The sequence below is a fragment of the Belliella kenyensis genome (genome assembly GCF_022549675.1).
Classification (GTDB): domain Bacteria; phylum Bacteroidota; class Bacteroidia; order Cytophagales; family Cyclobacteriaceae; genus Belliella; species Belliella kenyensis.
In genome coordinates this window covers 1-19406 of the sequence record NZ_JAKZGR010000009.1, presented here as the reverse complement: position 1 = coordinate 19406, position 19406 = coordinate 1, and the positions used below count along the sequence as shown (strand labels likewise).

Here is a 19406-nt window from a genome sequence, read left to right as displayed (position 1 = left end):
GCTACAAATGGAAAGTTTAACACATCAAGATGTAGTCAATCTATTTCTTCAACTTGCAGCTATGCTCTTGCTCGCAAGGGTCTTTGCTGAGATTGCACAAAAATTCAAGCAACCCGCAGTAGTAGGTGAATTGCTAGCCGGTATAATTTTAGGCCCAACAATATTGGGCACCTTTTTTCCAGGAGCTTTTGATTTTCTTTTTGCAAGTAATCCCAGCGCTAATCTAGCCCTGGATGGCTTCGTCCAAATCGCTGTCGTCCTGCTCCTTTTTATAGCAGGCCTCGAAGTAGAACTTCACCTGGTGTGGTCCCAAGGAAAATCTGCATTAAGCATAAGCTTGCTAGGCTTGGTAGTTCCATTTATTTTAGGTTTTATATTCCCATACTACTTCTCCACATTTTTTGGTTTAGCAGATGGAGATCGTTTACTTTTCTCACTATTTATGGGTACTGCGATGTCGATCACAGCCTTACCTGTAGTGGTTAGAATATTGATGGATATGAACTTGTTCAAAACCCGCATGGGTATGCTGATTGTAGCTTCAGCCATGGTGAATGATATCATTGGATGGTTGATATTCTCGGTAATTCTTTCCTTCATGGGCAAGGGTAGCTCACTTTCACTTGCACAGACGATAGGTGTGACATTGCTATTTACTTTCTTTATGCTGACTTTGGGCAAGCTCATCATCAATAGGGTATTGCCATGGGTAAACAAAAAGCTAGCATGGCCAGGTGGAGTACTATCCTTATCTATGGCCTTTTGCTTTATGGCAGCAGCATTTACAGAATGGCTAGGGATTCACTCTATCTTTGGTGCTTTCCTATTGGGGGTTGCACTGGGAGATTCTGAGCACATGTCAGAAAGAGCCAAAGAGATCGTTCACCAATTTATCAACAATATCTTTGCACCCCTATTCTTTGTATCAATAGGCCTGAAAATCAACTTTGTTGCCAACTTCGATTTGATGCTCACTTTGGCTGTACTGGCTATTTCATTTGCAGGAAAGATTGTAGGCAGTGGTTTTGGCGCTTATCGTGGCGGCTTCAATGTCAAAGAATCGCTGGCTGTGGGGTTTGGTATGAATGCCAGAGGAGCTATGGAGATCATCTTAGGGCTGATTGCCCTGGATAACGGACTGATTGACGAAAAGCTCTTTGTCGCATTGGTCATCATGGCCATAGTGACAAGTATGAGTAGTGGCCCTTTGATGAAGTGGTCACTCAAAACAAATACCGTCCAAAAATTGTAACCTCACGATAAAAGTATAATTATTCAAATATTCATTTGTTAATAAACTTAAAATTAGTAGCTGACAATAGTATATTGGTAAGGATTTTGATATTTAATCAATATCTTAAACTAAATCCAATCAATATGAATTGTACCAAAATTATGCACTCGAAAGTATTCACTTTGCTATCTATATTTACTTTGTTCAGCTTTGGGTTGATGGCGCAGCAAATGCCACCAGCCCAAATGGAAGTAAAAGAGGACTTTAAGGATGATGAATTGAAAGAGTTTGTGAAAATAAACAAAGAGTTGATGCCTATACAAGAAAAGTCACAAGAAAAAATGATAGGTGCTATAGAAGATAGTGGCCTCAGTGTAGAGAGGTTTCAAGCATTGGCCCAAGCGCAGCAGGCTGGATCTTTGACCGACGTAGCTGAGGGACCTGAAGAAATGGCTCAATTCAATGAAGCTGGCCAGAAGGTCATGGGAATGCAGGAGGAGCTTCAGTCTGGAATTCAAAAGGTAATCAATGATAGCAAATTATCAGAAACAGAATTTCAACAGATGTACATGGCATACACCCAAAGTCCGAAGGTAAAGGAGAAGGTGGATAAATTAATGGAAAAAAGTAAGGAATAATTCAAATATCCTAATTAAAAAAGGTCAAACTTCAACAGTTTGACCTTTTTTTGATATGTAAGAGCGTGTGAAAAATCAATTTCATCTTTTCCTTCTATTTTTACCAGCCCTTGAGGGGTTGATTTTCTTCTAAAAGAAATCCATAAGTAAGCCCCAAAGGAAGCAGAAAATTATTTCAATTTACCTTCCGTATCCTTGAAATCTCCAATTACAGTAGCCCCATTGTTTTTGGTAACTCGACCATAGACAGTGATGCTGTTATTTTCACCTACAAACTCCAGCTTAGCATTAGAGTTCATCACAAGATCACCATAGATTACCGCAGAACCGTTGAGCTTTATGTGACCATTGATGATCATTCTAGAGTTTGAATTTCTCCCATGAGCAAGGCTACCTGACATCTCAAATAGACCTTGACTATTGATATTGAACTGATCCCAGATAGCCACTGATCCGCAAAAAGTAAGCGACCCATTGACGTTGACATTTGACAAAGCTGCTGAACCAGTATATCTCATATTGTCATTTGAATTCACATTTAAGTTAGAACTCCCTGTATAAGGTGAAGTGTTTTCACAATTGATCACTGGCACAGCTGGAGCAGGAATATCTTCCTTTCTCATCAACTCCAATATTTGCAAACCTCCGGCCCCAGAAGCTACAAAAAGATGCTTTCCTTTGATCTTGACAAAATTTGAAGACCCTTCAAGACCAATGAGACCAAGCATTTCCAAGGATTGATTATCACTCACTTCAACGACAGAGACTCCAGCCCCACCATTGGCCATCATTAATAATCCCTTATCATATGATACTGCGTTGGTGACGATATCTTCCGCATCTACACCTTCTGGATTAAGAACTATAGGAATCCTTTCTACTAGAGTACCTGCTGGAAGAGTATATACCCCTGCACCATTTGCACCCTCAGAAGTAAAAAGCAACCCTTCCCCCATGTCAAGTGTACGCTTAGACTCAGGTGAGTCTTGATCCAGAGAGATTTTACCAATAGCACTGAGATTAGAGGGACTCCATAGAGAAACACCTTCTTTTCCACTTAAGGTAGCCACGATGCTGTTTCCGTAGGTTACATCCCTAAGATCCTGAATAGGTACAGTAATGATTGTCTCTTGATTTGAATCAAACAAAGCAAGTACACCATCACTTCCAGAAGCAACAGCAGCACGATCAGCAGTCATTGTCACCCCTACACTAGCCGAACCAGCAATATTGGCGTTTACAAAGCCCGAAGTAAAATTACCATTTGCCACAGACACACTCAGGTATTGAGCGGCAGTTTGTACAGTAGGCTCGGCATCTGTATCATATGCAGCTGCTATATGCAATCTCCCCTGACTAAATTTGACAGCATTGATATCCGCAGTAGTGAATATCGCTTGTGCGGTGATCTTAGGCTTGGTGGGCTCTGAGATATCAAAAATCTCAATAGCTCCCAGAAAATCAGCACCTTCTTTATTATAACTCACATAGGCATAGTCACCATCAATATCGATATGAGTTGCACGCAAGGACTTTTCATGGTATCTCGGCGGAAGAGCTTGTGCCACCAGTGCCATAGGAACTTTTCCAGAGGGAATTTCATCCTCAGAAATTCTCCCTCCTACTAAAGCAGGGTTGACAATCTGGACCACCCCAGCATTATTTCTATGAATCCTAGCAGAAAGTTGATCACTATCAATATTCAAAATGATATTGTTCTTATCGATGGGATTCTCTCTGCTATTGTCACAGGAAAAAGCGATGAAAACAAGAAAAATGAGACCGTAGATTTTTCTCATGGTAGATTTTGTTTTTTAGATATTTTTATTTGTAATTCAAAACAAACGGAAAGTTATGAGCTTGAAATTAAAATAAAATTCTAAAACTATGGATATATTTTTTCTATTATTTTCTTAAAACTTTCAAATGCTCAACATTTTGCCCCCAAAGAACTTCTACTACAAATACACCCTTTGGGACATTTGGAAGGAGTAAAGCCAGTTGATCATTCATTTCCTGTTCAGATTTTGCAGAGAATGTTGGCGACATGTAGGTAGGATGCACAAGTCTAAACGAGAGCGGTTCGTCATGATATTGATGGCCGTTGATCAGGGAGATTTTCAAAGATTCACCTACAGTAGGATTCGGATAAGCCCTCCAAGTACCTTTTGGATTGGCTACATCCGCAATTCTGACGGCCACAGTTTTGCTATAAGCATAGGATCCGGAGAAGTCCACTTGTTTCAATCTGTAATAGATTGTGGCTCCTAGGAGTGGTAGGTTTTTATCCACAAATTTGTAATCGGACCTATCGTCAGCATATCCTACACCTTCTACTTCTGCGATCTTTTCGAAATTAGCTACATTGTTGATTGACCTTTCCACTTCAAAATGTGAATTCTCCCATTCTTTGGCTGTAGCCCAAGAGATAATAGCAGCCCTGTCATTTTGGATATAGGATGCTGTGACTTCTAGGAATTCTACGGGGAGGATACGGAAGGATTGTCTAATAATTACAATACCATTGGCTCCGCCTCCTCCAGCTGATGACCCAGCACCGCCTGCTGAACCTGGTGTGCTTCCATTGCCGCCAGGACCGTTGTTATTACCATTACCTCCAACTCCTGAGCCTCCAATTCCTGCAACTTCTTGACCTGTACCTCCACCTCCACCAGAAAAAAAAATATTTGAACCAGATATCCCATTTAAGATTCCAATTCCGCCATTACCACCAGGGTTGTTATTTCCATTACTTGGAGATTGGCCACTTCCACCAGCCCCTCCACCTCCACCTCCAGATCTATTGCTTCCACCTGAATCATTTCCATTACCCCCACTACTTCCTTGATCAAGTGTTCTCCCCCCCCCACTTCCATTTGAGTTAGCACCACCTCCTCCGGATCCACCGCTACCACCAGCTCTCTCGTTACCGTTCGAACCACCACCACCACCACCTACTGCAGTATATGAAAGAAAACGAGAAATAGATCCTTGACCTCCCCTATTATTTGCATTACTAGAACCTTCACCTCCAATACCCACTATAACTGGAACTTCTGTCCCAAAAGGTAATGCATCAGAAGCAACATATATAAGCCCTCCAGCACCGCCACCACCAGCACTCGTTCCTCTTCCACCTCCTCCACCGCCAGCTACGATAAGAATTTCTGCCTCATCAAATGGCTCTACTCCATCACTAGAACCTGGTATTGTCCATCCAGTACTACAAGTAAATATATATATTCTTTCAAAAGTTTCTGAACCTGTAGATCGATCAATTACCTGAAGGCAGCCAGATTCTAAACCAATGAAGACCTCTCCATTCCTACAGCCTCCGCTTGAAGATGAGAATTTATTTGAAAATAAGATTCCGTTGGAACCACTAAGACATCCTGCACCAGTCATGTCTCCATTTACAAATAAATAATTAAATTGATCACTGTCACCTGCAGAAATATTTGCCCCACTATTCATATTTAGGTTTCCTTGAATATTGAGCGAACCGTAAATGTTAATGTTACCATTATTAGTAACATTTCCTCCTATAGAGCCAGAAGCTACGCTAAAAACACCACTTCCATTATTAGTCAAATTACCAACAATGCTAATTTCTCCATCAGCTGAGTTAGTTTGACCATTACTCTGATAATTCCCACCGACAGATACACTACCTGAGTTGTCTACTCGACCACTGCCATTAACAGTCATATTACCACTAATTGACGAAATTCCTGAAGAATTCAAAGTACCATTTATCGTAAAATTTCCAGTTCTAGTTAATGTTCCAGAGTTATTTATGGTTTTGTCCGAATTAAGACTCTCAAAATTTAAAGTTAAAAAACCCGAATTATTAATCGTCCAACTGCCATTATAACTTGCCCGAGCGGTAAAATTCCCAAAATTATTAATTGTTGAAAGTCCCGATAGGTTATTAAAATCCGCATTTAATGAAGCTCCATCTGCGATGCAAATAGTAACATTATTAGCATTATTGAAACTGATCGCACTCGTTCTATTACCTTGAATACAAACGACATTTCCATTTTGGATTAAGCTATGAGTATTGTTACCATTAATAGTAACATTACATCCTGTACATTGCCCTACCACCTCTGAAAAAAGGCCTAAGCATAATATAATAAAGAGGAATATTGAGCTGAAGTAAAAGTTTACTCTCATAAAACTTGATACAAAGGGGGGTGATTTTTTGGGTGTCTAGCAGCGAGAAAAGGGGGATTCTGAATTCCTTGGAAACAGTCTTTTAACTCACTGATTTTAACGCCACAAAGATAACATAATTTAAAATTAACTTGCAAGTAAAATAATTTAAAATGCATTTTTTTGTATTTATAAATTACCATCACCGCAAAATCAATAATTTATATTTCAATATATTTTGTATTATTCCATATGAACAAATTATACATTCGCTTTTGATCAGTAAATCAAAATAAAAAATCCGTTAAAATCATTTAAATAAATTAATTCGCAACCAATTTATTCACCAACAACTACGAACTACATCATACAATTGGATGATGCCTTGTGGAAAAAAAATTACCATCTGATATAAATTTTGGGGAAACAATCTAACGTTCAAAAAACTCTTTGCAATTAATAACTATTATCTACCTTAAAGGACTCCAAGGAGTCGCTATGGGGACTGAGCAATAAAAGAAACTACTCATTATTTCTTGCGTACCGCTGCGAAAAACTTTAAACTCTTCGCGGTTTAACTTTTTTAACCGCTAAGAGTTACTTTTTCAGTTTGTAAACATGGCTTTCGTCTCCTCTTTGGAGTCTTAGGTAATATAACCCCGGGTGCAGGTTCTTGGTGACAAAATGAAACTCTTGTTGAGCTGTATCACCAGCTTTATAAAAGATAGTCTTACCAAAGTAGTCGAGCAAGGTCAAAGAAATATTTCCCAAATCTTTGGTTTGGATATAAATATCATTCTCAAATGGATTTGGGAACACCCTTAATGCAAAATTTGGATCAAAATCAACTCTAATAACTTTTGAGTAGCTTCTTGATCCATCAAGATCAATTTGCTCCAATCTGTAATAATTGCTACCAAAAAATGGACGCTCATCTGTAAAATCATAATCAGTCACCAAATCAGTGAAGCCCTGAGCCTCGAGGACGCCAATATTTGACCAACTATCAATACTTTTTGATCTCTGTATGTTAAAGTGACTACTCTCCCACTCTTTCGCTGTGGTCCAATGCAAGATGACTCTGCTGTCTTCTAACTTTCCATTGAAGCTCAACCATTCTACTGGAAGTTTTGAAATTGGCTCTGTAGTTTGACTATCCGTGTTATTGGAAAAGTCTGTTTCGGGAATTCCTGAATTACTAGATACAGTAACAACATTTTCATAATCATCGATATTCAAGATGTGTACTGTAAGCCGCAACTCTACTTCTTGCCAAGGCTCAAGATCCCCAATATCCCAAATGGCAGGACTCGAATTGAAATCGAATGACCCTTGCGTTACCTCATGACTAACATAACTGTAGCCACTTGGTAAATTTTCCTCAAGAACTACACCTGTGGCTTTGCTATACCCATTATTCTCTACCGTTATCAAGAAAACAATATTCTGACCTACATCAGGCTTTATGGCATTGGTAGTTTTTCTCGCAATTAAGTCATATTCAATCGGTCTTATTCCAAAGTTGGCGTTTTCAATAGATGAGTTATTAACCTCTATATTCTGAATCCTGCTATCTACTAGCCCATCACTTCCATCACCAATACCTAAATATTCTCCTGTAGACTCATAATAATTTGGCAAACTTAAATCTGGAGCAAGCTGTCCAATTGTCGGAAGGTTGGTTGTAATCATTAGGCTAAAGATACCATTGGGGACCTCATTTATTCTAAAAGTTCCATCTGGCTGAATTGTGGCAAAACTGACTACATTATTAAGATCATTGATAAGAACAGCATAAAAACTATCTATATCTACTCCCGTACCATCCACTCTGTTGTTTGATAACGCATCGAGGTCTTCATAGACATTACCAGAGACAGACAGATAACTGAATCCACTGGTTCTTTCTTCCAACCTAAAAAAGGATGCTGTCCAAGTATTGATGGTGTGATTATTTGAGAAACCATTATCACCGGTCGCCCACCAAATATGATCTGGGCTCAAGACACCAGTAACATTCACTTCTATAGACTGAGGGCTGTCGGGTGGTGTTAAGCCCGTCCTAGGAATCAATGAGTCATCCCAAAAAATAAAATCCTTCTGATTCTCAACACCTGGTCTAATATTCAATACCTCTACACCCAAACATTGCTCCAAATCAAAAATGGGGAAATGAACCGGGAAAAATGAAACTGATGCAATAAAATTGACTTCTCCACCACTAGGCAATTCAATACCATTGGCATCCTTACCATCCCAATAGATAGCGTAGGCACCTGGTTGCTCAAAGATTTGTGATAAAATGATATCTCTTCCACTATCAAACTCACCATTTCCATCAATATCGATCAATATATCCACTATTGCAGGTAGGCTTATTTCTAAATTAACATTGGCCTCTCCCCCTGTGGCTGGTGCAGTTTTTTCCCTGTAAGTGACAGAAAGCTCCGCTTCTGGAGGAGTGGTAGTTTTCCAAATTGTAGGATCAGGATCATTGATAAAAAGTGGGTATTGATCATTATTTGAAGTAGATCTGATAGATTTACGGTTTTCCTCATAACTTAAGTTGTTTCTAGGCCCATCTTGATTTGCGAAAAAATTAGTCCAACCTCCAGAAGACCCCGGGAACTTGATGTGTTTCACAAAATAATCATCAGACTCAACTGTATACGTATTGTCTATAGGTACATAAAAGCCAAAATCATCGTGAAAAGAATAGGCATCTGGCAATCCTTTGTTGACAATCCTCAAATCATTTTGAGCAGCATTTGATCTGGAATTTGCAATACTCCAAAATTTACAATAAACTCTTCCTTTATGTTCAATATAACTTCCAGACGTACCTGAGGCAACCGTAATGTCCCAGAAATTAATGTTAAAACCACTTGAAATGATATTCCCATTATTTGTATTGCCTATTTCTACCCAAAAAGCACGATCAGCACCAGTATTATTGGTAAATGAATAACCTGAATATCCTTTCCCAGTAACTTGTGATGGACCAAGCTGAGCAGCTAAGCCATCTTCAGGCCTTCCCAGCGCCGCTCCAGCTGTCGAAGGATCATATTCTTGACTAATGTATTCTCGCCTACTATTGCCTGAAGTTCCTACAGGAAAAATACCCGAAGTGGTACCATCATAGAACCACCTTACTCTTATATTTCCTGTAGTGCCTGATCTCCTAAATCCCCAAAAAACAGTCTCTCCCTGCTTTACATAAACATACAATCTATGCCTTGGATTGTATCCGTTCGAACCCGTGGGCACCATCATAGACCCTCTCCTAGTTAGACCAGATGTTTGGTCAGTTCCTGGCACCCACAACATACTTTGTCTATTTGTAGCAGCTCCCCAATCTCCTGAACCTTCGGCAAAGACTTGGTAGAAATTAGAAAAAGTAAGGAATAGCAACACCAACCACAAGATCACATAGTAATCTTTGCCAAAGAATTGATCTTTAGAGTGAGTGGAATAGTCTGCCATTTTCATAGAGTTTTTGCAAAGCGGGTTATACATTTGAAAAGCTAAAATCTAGTGACTTTCAACTATTTCTATGTTGCTTAAAACAAATATCTGACTCAATGAAAAATAAAACAACAGCTTAGTTTACAAAGCGAAATTCAATATTTGAAGTTCATTTATTTATAAGTTTTTGATCAACTAATTTACCAGTAATTTGAAAATCAATAGTAGAACTCATCAGCAAAAAAGCATTAAATTATGATACATAACATGTAAATCAGGTTTAGAACAGCCCACCCCCAAAAAGACCGACTCAACTAACAGAAAACACCAATACTTTGCAAAAAAATAAAGCGGCAATTTTCCTATTGCACTTGCCGACAAATAAACAGTAAATTTATTATCTCCCAACGTCGCCCAAGCCCACTTGATACAAAAACTATACTATTAATAAATATTCTGCTAAGTAATTGTGAAAATCAAATTGACAGATTAAATTTGACAAATGATGTCAAGTAAAATATTTCATATGGAGACCGTTGGACAAATTATCAGAGCAAAAAGAGAAAGTTTAGGCTTACTCCTTAGACAGGTAGCATCTCATCTCGATATAGACCAAGCTATTTTAAGCAAAATCGAAAGAAATGAACGTAAGCCATCTAAGGACAACATTATAAAACTTGCTGAAATACTTAAACTTGACAAAGAGGACTTGTTAGTTCAATTTATGAGTGAAAAAATTGCTTACGAAATTGTTGATGAAGATTGTGCTAGTAAGGTTTTGAAAGCAGCAGAGCAAAAAGTAAAATACTTGAAGTCTAATCTTATAAAACATTAACTATGCGAACTGGAACAACAGAATCAGAAGCAAGCGTAGTAGAAGAACCGCAATTGGATATTTTATACTATCCAAAAACTTCTTTAAAAACCTCTAAACAAGACAAGAAAGAAACATTAAATGTGCTTTCTCTTTTTTCAGGCTGTGGCGGAATGGATTTAGGTTTTGAAGGAGGCTTTTCAGTTTTGCAATCATCAGTAAATGAAATTCTAACACCTCATTTTGTTGACAAGAAACTCAAAAATGGTTTTGCTCAACTAAAAAAAACAAAATTTAAAACTGTTTTTGCAAATGATATATTTACCGATGCTCGAAATGCTTGGGTAAACTACTTTTCAAAAAGAGGTCATAATGCAGCTGATTTTCATAAAGAAAGTATTGTTGACCTTGTAAAAATGTATCGTAACGGAGTAAATGTATTCCCTGATGATGTGGACGTTGTAACAGGTGGATTTCCTTGTCAAGACTTTAGTGTTGCAGGAAAACGTAACGGATTTAATTCACATAAAAATCATAAAGGGGAATTGATTGAAACTAAAACAGCTTCAATTGAAACAAGAGGACAGCTTTATATGTGGATGAAAGAAGTTATTGAAATAACTCAACCCAAAATATTTATTGCAGAAAACGTGAAAGGTTTAGTTAACCTTGGAGATGTAAAATCAATTATCCAAAATGACTTTTCATCGGCAAACGGTAATGGGTACATTGTCCTTGACCCGCAAGTTTTACACTCTGCGGATTTTGGTGTTCCTCAATCACGAGAAAGAGTAATTTTTATTGGCATAAAAAAATCTGCCTTAAAAAAATCTGCTTTAGCGGAATTGGAAAAAGAAACGATTTCAGAGCAATATAATCCTTATCCAAATCCGACACATTCATATACAGTTGAAGGCGAGAATTTAAAGCATTTTGTTCAACTAAAAGATGTATTCAAACATTTAGATGAACCTGAAAACACACAAGACTTATCTCAAAGATTTTACTCAAAAGCAAAATTTATGGGTAAACATTGTCAAGGACAAACAGAGATAAAACTTTCAAGTATATCGCCTACTATACGTTCTGAACACCACGGAAACATTGAGTTTAGGCGACTATCTAAAACGAATGGCGGACAAATTGAAAATGAATTAAACAAAGGATTAAAAGAAAGGAGATTAACAGTAAGAGAATGTGCTTTAATTCAGACTTTCCCACCCGATTACGATTTTGTAATAGAAAACAAAAACGGAAGAAAAGGTTCTTTCTTAGTTAGCCCTTCACAAGCATATAAAATTATTGGTAACGCAGTTCCACCACTTTTAGCTTACAATTTGGCAAAACGAATTGAAGAAGTTTGGGACTTATATTTTAAAAGTAATAATGATAGTTTCAGTTAATCCAGACCCTCAAAGGAAAGAATTTGATTTGTTGCTCAACTCAACAATTTCAGAATTAAATGTTCACGCTAAAAATTCGTCTAAAAAAGTAGCAACACTCTTAGGTAGAAATCTTGAACCTTATGTAAAGGACGTGATGACTGATTTAGCTGTCGGAACAGCTTTTGAAAATTCAATAGAACTTATCGGTGGTCAGAAGTTTCCCGATATAGTTGCAAAAAAATACTACGGTATCGAGGTAAAAACAACAACACAAAATCATTGGAAAACAACAGGAAACAGCGTTTTAGAAAGTACAAGAGTTGATGATGTTGAAAGAATTTTTATGTTATTTGCTAAGTTGGCAAGCCCAATAGAATTTCGTTGCCGACCATATGAAGAAGTTTTGTCGGAAGTTGTAGTAACACATTCTCCACGCTATTTGATTGATATGAATTTGGAAGAAGGAAAAACCATTTTCGATAAAATCAAAATGCCCTATGACACTATACGAAAAAAGGACAACCCAATCAGACCTATTGTTGATTATTACAAAAGTAAGCTAAAACCAGGCGAAGAACTTTGGTGGATGGATGCTGAAAACAATAGTAAGCCTAGTAGTATTGTCATCAGAATTTGGAATAATTTATCGCTTAAAGAAAAGCAAGAACTGAAAAATAGAGCAATGACTTATTTCCCTGAACTCTTCGGAAATAGTAGTGATAAATTCGGACGACTTGCAATATGGTTAGTTACTCGTGAAGCAGTTGTTTGTCCTAATGTTCGTGACTTATTTACAGCAGGAGGAAAAAGTGATTATTTAATTGGTAAAAAGACATATAAAAAAGTCCCGAGAATATTTCTGAACTTATTCGACAATGTTCCAAGTATCGTTGAGACTATTATTAATACATCTGCCTTTGAACTATCAGAATATTGGGAAACAAAGACTACTGAGAAAAATAAACTTTTTGATTGGATTGAATTAGTGGCTGAACATTCGAAGAAAATCCAAAACGCAAAACATTTAAACATTAAGCAAATTTTAACAGACATCGCCCTAAAATAGGCTACTCTTTTGGTGGCACATTTGTTAAACCGCAATCCGATATCAATAACTCCATATCACACCAAGTGAATTTGAGATTCAAAAATCAAAGTTGAATCAGCTGCACTTGTAGCCAATTTACTTTTGAAAGTAATCTATGAATTTTAGGACACAATTCTATTGGTGGATATTCATAAAATAAAAAAAAAGGGCTGCATAGAAACAACCCCTTTCGAATATAATATCACAAATATTAGCGTGTATTAGCCATTCATGCTAATCAAGAACTCTACATTGTCTCTTGTGCCTCTCATTCTTTGAAGCAAGAACTCCATAGCCTCTTGAGAGTTCATATCGGACATCAATTTGCGCAGAATCCACACCCTTTGCATTTCTTCTTTGTCCATCAATAGGTCCTCTCTTCTAGTACCTGACCCTGGCACATCTATAGCTGGATAAATTCTTCTGTTGGACAGTTTTCTATCCAATGCAAGTTCCATGTTACCAGTTCCTTTGAATTCTTCGAAGATCACTTCATCCATTTTTGACCCTGTCTCTACCAGCGCAGTTGCGATGATGGTAAGTGAGCCTCCGTTTTCTACATTTCTAGCTGCACCAAAGAATCTCTTCGGCTTGTGCAATGCATTGGCATCTACACCACCAGATAGGATCTTACCAGAAGATGGCACTACTGTATTGTAAGCCCTAGCAAGTCTTGTGATAGAATCGAGTAGAATAACTACATCATGACCACACTCTACCATCCGCTTGGCTTTTTCCAATACAATAGACGCAACTTTCACATGGCGCTCTGCTTGTTCATCAAAAGTAGAAGATATTACTTCTGCTTTTACAGATCTTGCCATATCAGTCACCTCTTCCGGTCTCTCATCAATCAAAAGGATCATCAAGTGTACTTCTGGATGGTTTTCAGAAATGGCGTTGGCAATCTGCTGAAGAAGCACAGTCTTACCGGTCTTAGGTTGAGCCACTATCATACCTCTTTGACCCTTCCCAATTGGTGCAAATAGGTCAAGTATTCTGGTTGAGTAGTTGTCAGATTTAGTAGTAAGGTTCAATCTCTCCTCTGGAAAAAGTGGAGTCAAATACTCAAAAGGCACCCTATCCCTTATTTCTTCACTTGTCTTACCATTGACAGTGATCACTTTGAGTAATGCAAAATATTTTTCTCCTTCTTTAGGAGGTCTTATAGAGCCTTTGATATGGTCTCCGGTTTTCAATCCAAAAAGCTTGATTTGCGAAGGAGAGACATAAATATCATCTGGGGATGCTAGGTAATTGTAATCCAATGACCTCAAAAATCCATATCCCTCCGTCATAATTTCGAGTACTCCCTCATTCTCTATAATGCCTTCAAATTCTTTAGGGCTAACATAAGGCTTTCTTTTACCTGAGACTACCTCCGCTGCTGGAATATGTGCTTCCTCTGCATCTCTGATGTTCTTTCTTTTTGGTAATTCTACTTCAACTTCTTGGGTTGTTGCTTTTGGTTTTTCTATTTCTGACTCTTCTACCACACGTCTTCTTGGACGGATAAATTTTGGTTTTTCAGAATCAGAAGTATCTTCTTGCTTTTTATCTTGAACAGGCTCTGACTTTTGAGAAGCCTTTTCATCGACTTTTACAGGCTCTGCTTGTTTTCTTTCAGGCAATGATCCTGCTTTTGGTTTTTCACCCTTGTTCTCAGCTTTTGGTTCAGGTTTTTTTTCTACCTTTTGCTCAGGTTTACTTTCAGCTTTTCTCTCTGGCTTACTATCAGATTTCCTTTCAGATTTATTCTCTGGGTTTGCCTCAGGAGATTTCTTAGACTTATCTTTTTCTGCTTTTGGCTCATCCTGATTGGTTTTGCTCTCGGCAGTTACTTCTGTGACGTTTTGTCTTTTGAATTTTGGTTTTGCAGGCTCTTCTTCCTTTGAAGTACTTGAAGCAGGGGATGCTTTCTCTTCAGTTTTTGCTTGCTCCATTTCTGCGCTCGCAGGTTTCTTTTTTGGAAGTGCTTTCTCTGGGGTGATCGCTTGTTGATCGAGAATGGCGTAGACTAGATCATCCTTTTTTAGTGTTTTGAAGTTCTTGACTCCCAACTCCTCTGCGATTTCTTTCAATTCAGAAAGAAGCCTGACTCTTAATTCTTCTATGTTATACATAAAAAGCTTATGAAATTAATAATTTTTTCTAAGATGTGTAATTGATTTACTTGTATTGAGTATTACTGCACTGAATTAAAAATATATTCAGGATAGTATAAAATCCACGGGGAGAGGATTTTGAAATACTGTGACAGCACAATATTACAGCTTACATTCTGAATAAGCAAATTTTTACCCTAATGATCTATTATAAAATCATTTGTCTTAAAACTTTTACCGAATTCCATGGGCTATGATCGTCCAAGTGCAGTGAATAAAAAACCAACAAATGATCTAAAAGTGCCCTTCTAATAGCAGAAGAGATTTGAAGTCCTTCGTCAAACGGCTCTCTGAGTAGCAAATTCATCGCTTCCATTTCGACATGGAGCGTATGTGGTGTCTTGACTTTAAGATCCAATTCTTCAAAAAAAGACCTACTATCCTCTGGCGCAAAACCTAAAAATCTAGACATTTCTAAAAGAAAACTTATAGGAAAATTGCTTCTCTTTACTGACGGACTATCCAAATGAATCAAAGCTGACTCCAGAAAATCAAATAGGGAAACATTGCTGTAGTTTTCGTAAATGGATTTATTGATAGCCTCGGCTACAAACATGGCGATTCCAGATTTGATAAAATCAAAAGGGATTGTTCTATATGGATAGGATAGCTTTGCTTCGGAAATCCTATTTAGATTACTACTCTCTTTATCATACAAAACTAGCTCTAACAAAGTCAAAGGCTGATAGAGAGCCATTTTACTCTTTGACTTAGCACTTCTGACACCATTCACAATGTATGACTTCAATCCCACTTCCCTTGTGAAAATTTTCACAATGATGGAGGTCTCTTTGTATCGAATATAAGAGATTACTATGCCTTTGGTTTTTTTCAGCATTATAATACAACTACTTTTCCAGTGGCGCGCTCATTGCCATTTTCATCAAAAGCAAAAATCAAATATATACCAGCCACGGGTCTTCGACCTGAACTGTCACGGATATTCCATGTAATACTTCCACCGGCTACCTGCTGCGAATATACTACTCTACCCGCTGATGTCGTGATTCGAACTTCTGCATAATCCGTTAGACCTTCTATAGTGAGCAAGCCATTGAAGTCAGGATAGACTGGATTTGGGTAGACTTTGAGCGCTTGCAGTTCATTATAAGGCGAGACGATACCAGTTTTGTGACTAATTGCACCCGACGGAGTGACTACGAATAATTCTCCATCGAGATCTTTGTAATACAAATTTTGAATACGATTACTATGCAGTGGACTATTGAAGCGTGTGAAATGTGAAATAAGCACCGTGCCTACTTCTGAAAAATGAAATAGACCGTTGGATGCTGTCCCTATCCAAATACTTCTATCGGGAGATATAGCTATCGCTCTAACAGATTCTCCATTCATCAGAGGAAGGTTATTGTATAGGGGCTGTATGGCGTTGATCGCTGTGTTGTTTTGAATAGAGTTTATGTTTGGGATGTAAAAAACCCCATTTGCACTTGCTATCCAAAGCCTGAATTCACCATCAATAGCAAAATCTTGAATGTTAGAATTCGGCAATCCGCCCATATTTGATTGAGAAGTAATTGATCTATTCAAGCCAGTGCTCTCATTAAAAATGGTCAAAGAGGTGACACCTATCTGATTGGATTGTAGTATGTATAAATTTCCTCGTCTATCCATAATCAACTTATATGGAAAAGACATATTACCAATAGGCACTTGAATAATTTGTTGATCAGTGGTGATTTTGAGGAGTCTGGCTTGATTGTCTTCTAGCCCTATCCATAGTTGCCCTAAGTGATCAACTTCCATTAGCCTGATTTTAGTAGTATTTGGAACATTTGGCAGAATCAATCTCTCTACCTGACCATTTTCTAGTAGCCATATCCCAGTACTTCGAGTGGCTATATAGGTCTTGTTAGAAAGGCTATGGATTGAAATGATTTCTTCGAAAGATGAGATTGGACTCCAATTGCCAGCCAAAAGTTCACTAGACTGACCACTCTCAGAAGTGAAAAGATCCCCTTCGATAGAACGAAATACTGGCAATGCGAAGGTACTCTCCCCCGATGAAGCAAAAGCTTGGATTTTAGTAATCGGACCATTTGGGGCATAGGCTTCAGCTATATTCGTATCTATTAAACCATTCCCAATTTGAGCAATATAAAATACTTTCTCAGCTAAATGAAAATCCGTGAAATCCTTCTCCCATGAAAACACTTCTTCATAAGAACCATTTGAGTGGATTTGAAATATACTTCGACCCGATTTAAAAAAAAGCATATCATCCTTTCTTTTGATAAATTCCACAGGCGCAAGTGTAAAAATCTCTTGTAAGCCCTGCTCTTCCCAAAGGTAAAGTTGCCCAGAAACAGATCTCAAGTAGAATTTTCCATCTAGGTGTTCTATTTGAGTCGCTTGGATATGCTCAGTATTTGTGACAAGTTGCCAATTACGAAAATCTTTTAGATTTGTGGATTTCAGACCTTTGAAGATACCCATTTCCCCTGCCAAATAAAAGGCTTGCTGATCCTCAGAGATATCCAGTACTTTCAAAGTACTCCCCAAAGGTCCAATGTTTAGAAATACATCTATAAATTGAGCGTTTTGTGTATTGATGACTGCAACACCAAAATCAGCGGCCAAATATGCTGCATTCGAAAGTATCTTGATCTTGTTAATGCTTTTTGTTTGGATCTCTTCGTTATCTCTCAACGCCGCTAAACTTCTGATCCTATCTTCGCCGATTATATCTAGCATCCCATCAGGATAAGCAAGTATTAGTCTTTTATTTGCCTCCTCATACGCGCTAGTAGAAAATTCATTCCCGTACAAGCCATCAGACTTTGTAAGTGCAAAGCTTTTTTTCTCTAAAACAGAAAAATAAAACAGCCCAAACCTACCTTGATGAAAAATAGTCCGATCACTGCCCGCCAACCTTCCATCGTCAAGGTAGGAATTATGAATCTCCCAAGCACCTGTAGCAATCAATGATTGGGATAAAGTCTGACCACTTATCCAAAAGCAAAGCCACAGCGGATATTTCATCAATACTTTAAGGATAATTGGAGAAATTTTCAGCTGCACCTTCATCGAAATTTAAAGAAATTATGTTTTTGATCAGTTCACTTTTTGTCCTCAAAGTAGCACTTTCTACACCTTGCTTCATAGCTTTCTTTTTCACCCAGGACAACTTTTTCCTTTGCATCCGAAAGCCTAAAAGAATAGGATGCTAAGTCACCGCATTTCATACAGATAGCATGTACTTTTGTCACATATTCTGCGATAGCCAACAGCTGAGGCATTGGCTCAAAAGCCTTTCCCTCAAAATCCATATCCAACCCAGCAAGTATGACTCTTTTCCCTGAATTAGCTAAGATGTTTGCTACTTCAATGATCCTATTATCGAAAAACTGTACTTCATCTATCCCTACCACATCACAATTGCCCGCCAAAAGCAAGATATCTTCTGCAAACTGCACTGGAGTAGACCGGATAGCGTTTTCGTTGTGCGACACTACATCAAACTCATGATATCGCTTATCAATGGATGGTTTGAAAATTTCCACTTTTTGCTTCGCAATAAAGGCACGATTTAACCTTCTAATCAGCTCTTCTGTTTTGCCCGAAAACATTGACCCACAAATCACCTCGATGTGGCCTTTTTTTTCAGATTTATTTTTGGTCCCTATATACGGTTCTATGAACATTACTTTTCAAATTTACTAAAATTAGTCACACTTGCTCTTGATCATCGTGAGTTGGATAGCACTACCCCAGCCAAGTCAATTGATAAGCAAAACTTTAGAATCAAGAATTAAGACTCAAGATGTAAGATACAAGACATAAGATTCAAGACACAAGATACAAGACACAAGATACAAGACATAAGATGTAAACGAGAGGCGAGAGACGAAGATAGCTTAACCCAATATTTTTGAAACTGTTCACTTATGTGTGTCGGCTAACTTTACAAAAGATGAACAAGAGAAAGCCTTTTTCGCCGAACCTGTCTACCCATAGGTAGTGGCATATTTTCAACTTTATTTCGCCCAAGCATATTTCATCTCAAATCGCTCTTATTTCTTATTTCTTGCATCTTGTTTCTAATCAAAGATTCAAGATACAAGACATAAGATGTAAACGAGAGGCGAGAGACGAAGATAGCTTAACCCAATATTTTTGAAACTGTTCACTTATGTGTGTCGGCTAACTTTACAAAAGATGAACATGAGAAAGCCTTTTTCGCCGAACCTGTCTACCCATAGGTAGTGGCATATTTTCAACTTTATTTCGCCCCAGCATATTTCATCTCAAATCGCTCTTATTTCTTATTTCTTGCATCTTGTTTCTAATCAAAGATTCAAGACACAAGACACAAGATACAAGACATAAGATGTAAACGAGAGGCGAGAGGCGAAGATAGCTCAACCCAATATTTTTGAAACTGTTCACTTATGTGTGTCGGCTAACTTTACAAAAGATGAACATGAGAAAGCCTTTTT

General features: G+C 37.9%; 12 protein-coding genes. 5 read left to right on the top strand and 7 right to left on the bottom strand.

The window, feature by feature from the left end:
* Positions 1–7 precede the first annotated feature (7 nt).
* Together MM214_RS10575 and MM214_RS10570 are read left to right on the top strand one after the other, a co-directional pair.
* A complete protein-coding gene (locus MM214_RS10575; RefSeq protein WP_241295180.1) occupies positions 8–1252 on the top strand; it encodes a cation:proton antiporter in 1245 nt (414 codons plus the stop codon).
* Positions 1253–1377: 125 nt separating this feature from the next.
* Entirely contained in the window at positions 1378–1872 is a 495-nt protein-coding gene (locus MM214_RS10570) for a DUF4168 domain-containing protein (RefSeq protein WP_241295177.1), read from the top strand.
* A gap of 170 nt (positions 1873–2042) precedes the next feature.
* On the opposite strand, the gene MM214_RS10565 is transcribed toward MM214_RS10570, so the two are convergent.
* From MM214_RS10565 to MM214_RS10555, 3 genes are all read right to left on the bottom strand, one after another.
* On the bottom strand, positions 2043–3671 hold the full coding sequence (locus MM214_RS10565; protein ID WP_241295174.1) for an LVIVD repeat-containing protein: 1629 nt from the start codon (positions 3669–3671) through the stop codon (positions 2043–2045).
* A 106-nt stretch (positions 3672–3777) separates the two neighbouring features.
* Positions 3778–6051, bottom strand: coding sequence for a glycine-rich domain-containing protein (locus MM214_RS10560; RefSeq protein ID WP_241295172.1), 2274 nt, complete (start codon positions 6049–6051; stop codon positions 3778–3780).
* A gap of 576 nt (positions 6052–6627) precedes the next feature.
* Positions 6628–9513 carry a T9SS type A sorting domain-containing protein gene (locus MM214_RS10555; RefSeq protein WP_241295169.1) on the bottom strand — a complete coding sequence of 962 codons (2886 nt, stop codon included), beginning with the start codon at positions 9511–9513 and terminating at the stop codon, positions 6628–6630.
* A 508-nt stretch (positions 9514–10021) separates the two neighbouring features.
* Between MM214_RS10555 and MM214_RS10550 the strand changes: the two genes are divergently transcribed.
* Genes MM214_RS10550 through MM214_RS10540 form a run of 3 tightly spaced genes read left to right on the top strand, consistent with a single transcriptional unit; the run spans position 10022 to position 12760 of the window.
* Positions 10022–10330: a helix-turn-helix domain-containing protein gene (locus MM214_RS10550; protein WP_241295166.1), complete on the top strand. Its 309-nt coding sequence runs from the start codon at positions 10022–10024 to the stop codon at positions 10328–10330.
* 2 nt (positions 10331–10332) lie between these two features.
* The gene (locus tag MM214_RS10545; protein WP_241295164.1) at positions 10333–11712 is read left to right on the top strand and encodes a DNA cytosine methyltransferase; all 1380 of its coding nucleotides are present in this window, start codon (positions 10333–10335) and stop codon (positions 11710–11712) included.
* Positions 11696–12760 carry a hypothetical protein gene (locus tag MM214_RS10540; RefSeq protein WP_241295162.1) on the top strand — a complete coding sequence of 355 codons (1065 nt, stop codon included), beginning with the start codon at positions 11696–11698 and terminating at the stop codon, positions 12758–12760. Before MM214_RS10545 ends, MM214_RS10540 begins: the two co-directional genes overlap by 17 nt.
* Positions 12761–13002: 242 nt before the next feature.
* On the opposite strand, the gene rho is transcribed toward MM214_RS10540, so the two are convergent.
* The 4 genes from rho to MM214_RS10520 form a co-directional block, all read right to left on the bottom strand.
* Positions 13003–14904 carry a transcription termination factor Rho gene (gene rho, locus MM214_RS10535; RefSeq protein ID WP_241295160.1) on the bottom strand — a complete coding sequence of 634 codons (1902 nt, stop codon included), beginning with the start codon at positions 14902–14904 and terminating at the stop codon, positions 13003–13005.
* Between the two features lie 190 nt (positions 14905–15094).
* On the bottom strand, positions 15095–15784 hold the full coding sequence (gene recO, locus MM214_RS10530) for a DNA repair protein RecO (RefSeq protein ID WP_241295157.1): 690 nt from the start codon (positions 15782–15784) through the stop codon (positions 15095–15097).
* Entirely contained in the window at positions 15784–17994 is a 2211-nt protein-coding gene (gene porZ / locus MM214_RS10525; RefSeq protein WP_241295154.1) for a type IX secretion system anionic LPS delivery protein PorZ, read from the bottom strand. Before porZ ends, recO begins: the two co-directional genes overlap by 1 nt.
* A gap of 32 nt (positions 17995–18026) precedes the next feature.
* Entirely contained in the window at positions 18027–18611 is a 585-nt protein-coding gene (locus tag MM214_RS10520) for a thymidine kinase (protein ID WP_241295152.1), read from the bottom strand.
* Positions 18612–19406: the final 795 nt, after the last annotated feature.

Bases quoted from the DNA above. Each gene is read 5' to 3' on its own strand.
- MM214_RS10575 (WP_241295180.1), top strand. From the start codon at position 8: ATGGAAAGTTTAACACATCAAGATGTAGTCAATCTATTTCTTCAACTT.
- MM214_RS10570 (WP_241295177.1), top strand. From the start codon at position 1,378: ATGAATTGTACCAAAATTATGCACTCGAAAGTATTCACTTTGCTATCT.
- MM214_RS10565 (WP_241295174.1), bottom strand. From the start codon at position 3,671: ATGAGAAAAATCTACGGTCTCATTTTTCTTGTTTTCATCGCTTTTTCC.
- MM214_RS10560 (WP_241295172.1), bottom strand. From the start codon at position 6,051: ATGAGAGTAAACTTTTACTTCAGCTCAATATTCCTCTTTATTATATTA.
- MM214_RS10555 (WP_241295169.1), bottom strand. From the start codon at position 9,513: ATGGCAGACTATTCCACTCACTCTAAAGATCAATTCTTTGGCAAAGAT.
- MM214_RS10550 (WP_241295166.1), top strand. From the start codon at position 10,022: ATGGAGACCGTTGGACAAATTATCAGAGCAAAAAGAGAAAGTTTAGGC.
- MM214_RS10545 (WP_241295164.1), top strand. From the start codon at position 10,333: ATGCGAACTGGAACAACAGAATCAGAAGCAAGCGTAGTAGAAGAACCG.
- MM214_RS10540 (WP_241295162.1), top strand. From the start codon at position 11,696: ATGATAGTTTCAGTTAATCCAGACCCTCAAAGGAAAGAATTTGATTTG.
- rho (WP_241295160.1), bottom strand. From the start codon at position 14,904: ATGTATAACATAGAAGAATTAAGAGTCAGGCTTCTTTCTGAATTGAAA.
- recO (WP_241295157.1), bottom strand. From the start codon at position 15,784: ATGCTGAAAAAAACCAAAGGCATAGTAATCTCTTATATTCGATACAAA.
- porZ (WP_241295154.1), bottom strand. From the start codon at position 17,994: ATGAAGGTGCAGCTGAAAATTTCTCCAATTATCCTTAAAGTATTGATG.
- MM214_RS10520 (WP_241295152.1), bottom strand. From the start codon at position 18,611: ATGTTCATAGAACCGTATATAGGGACCAAAAATAAATCTGAAAAAAAA.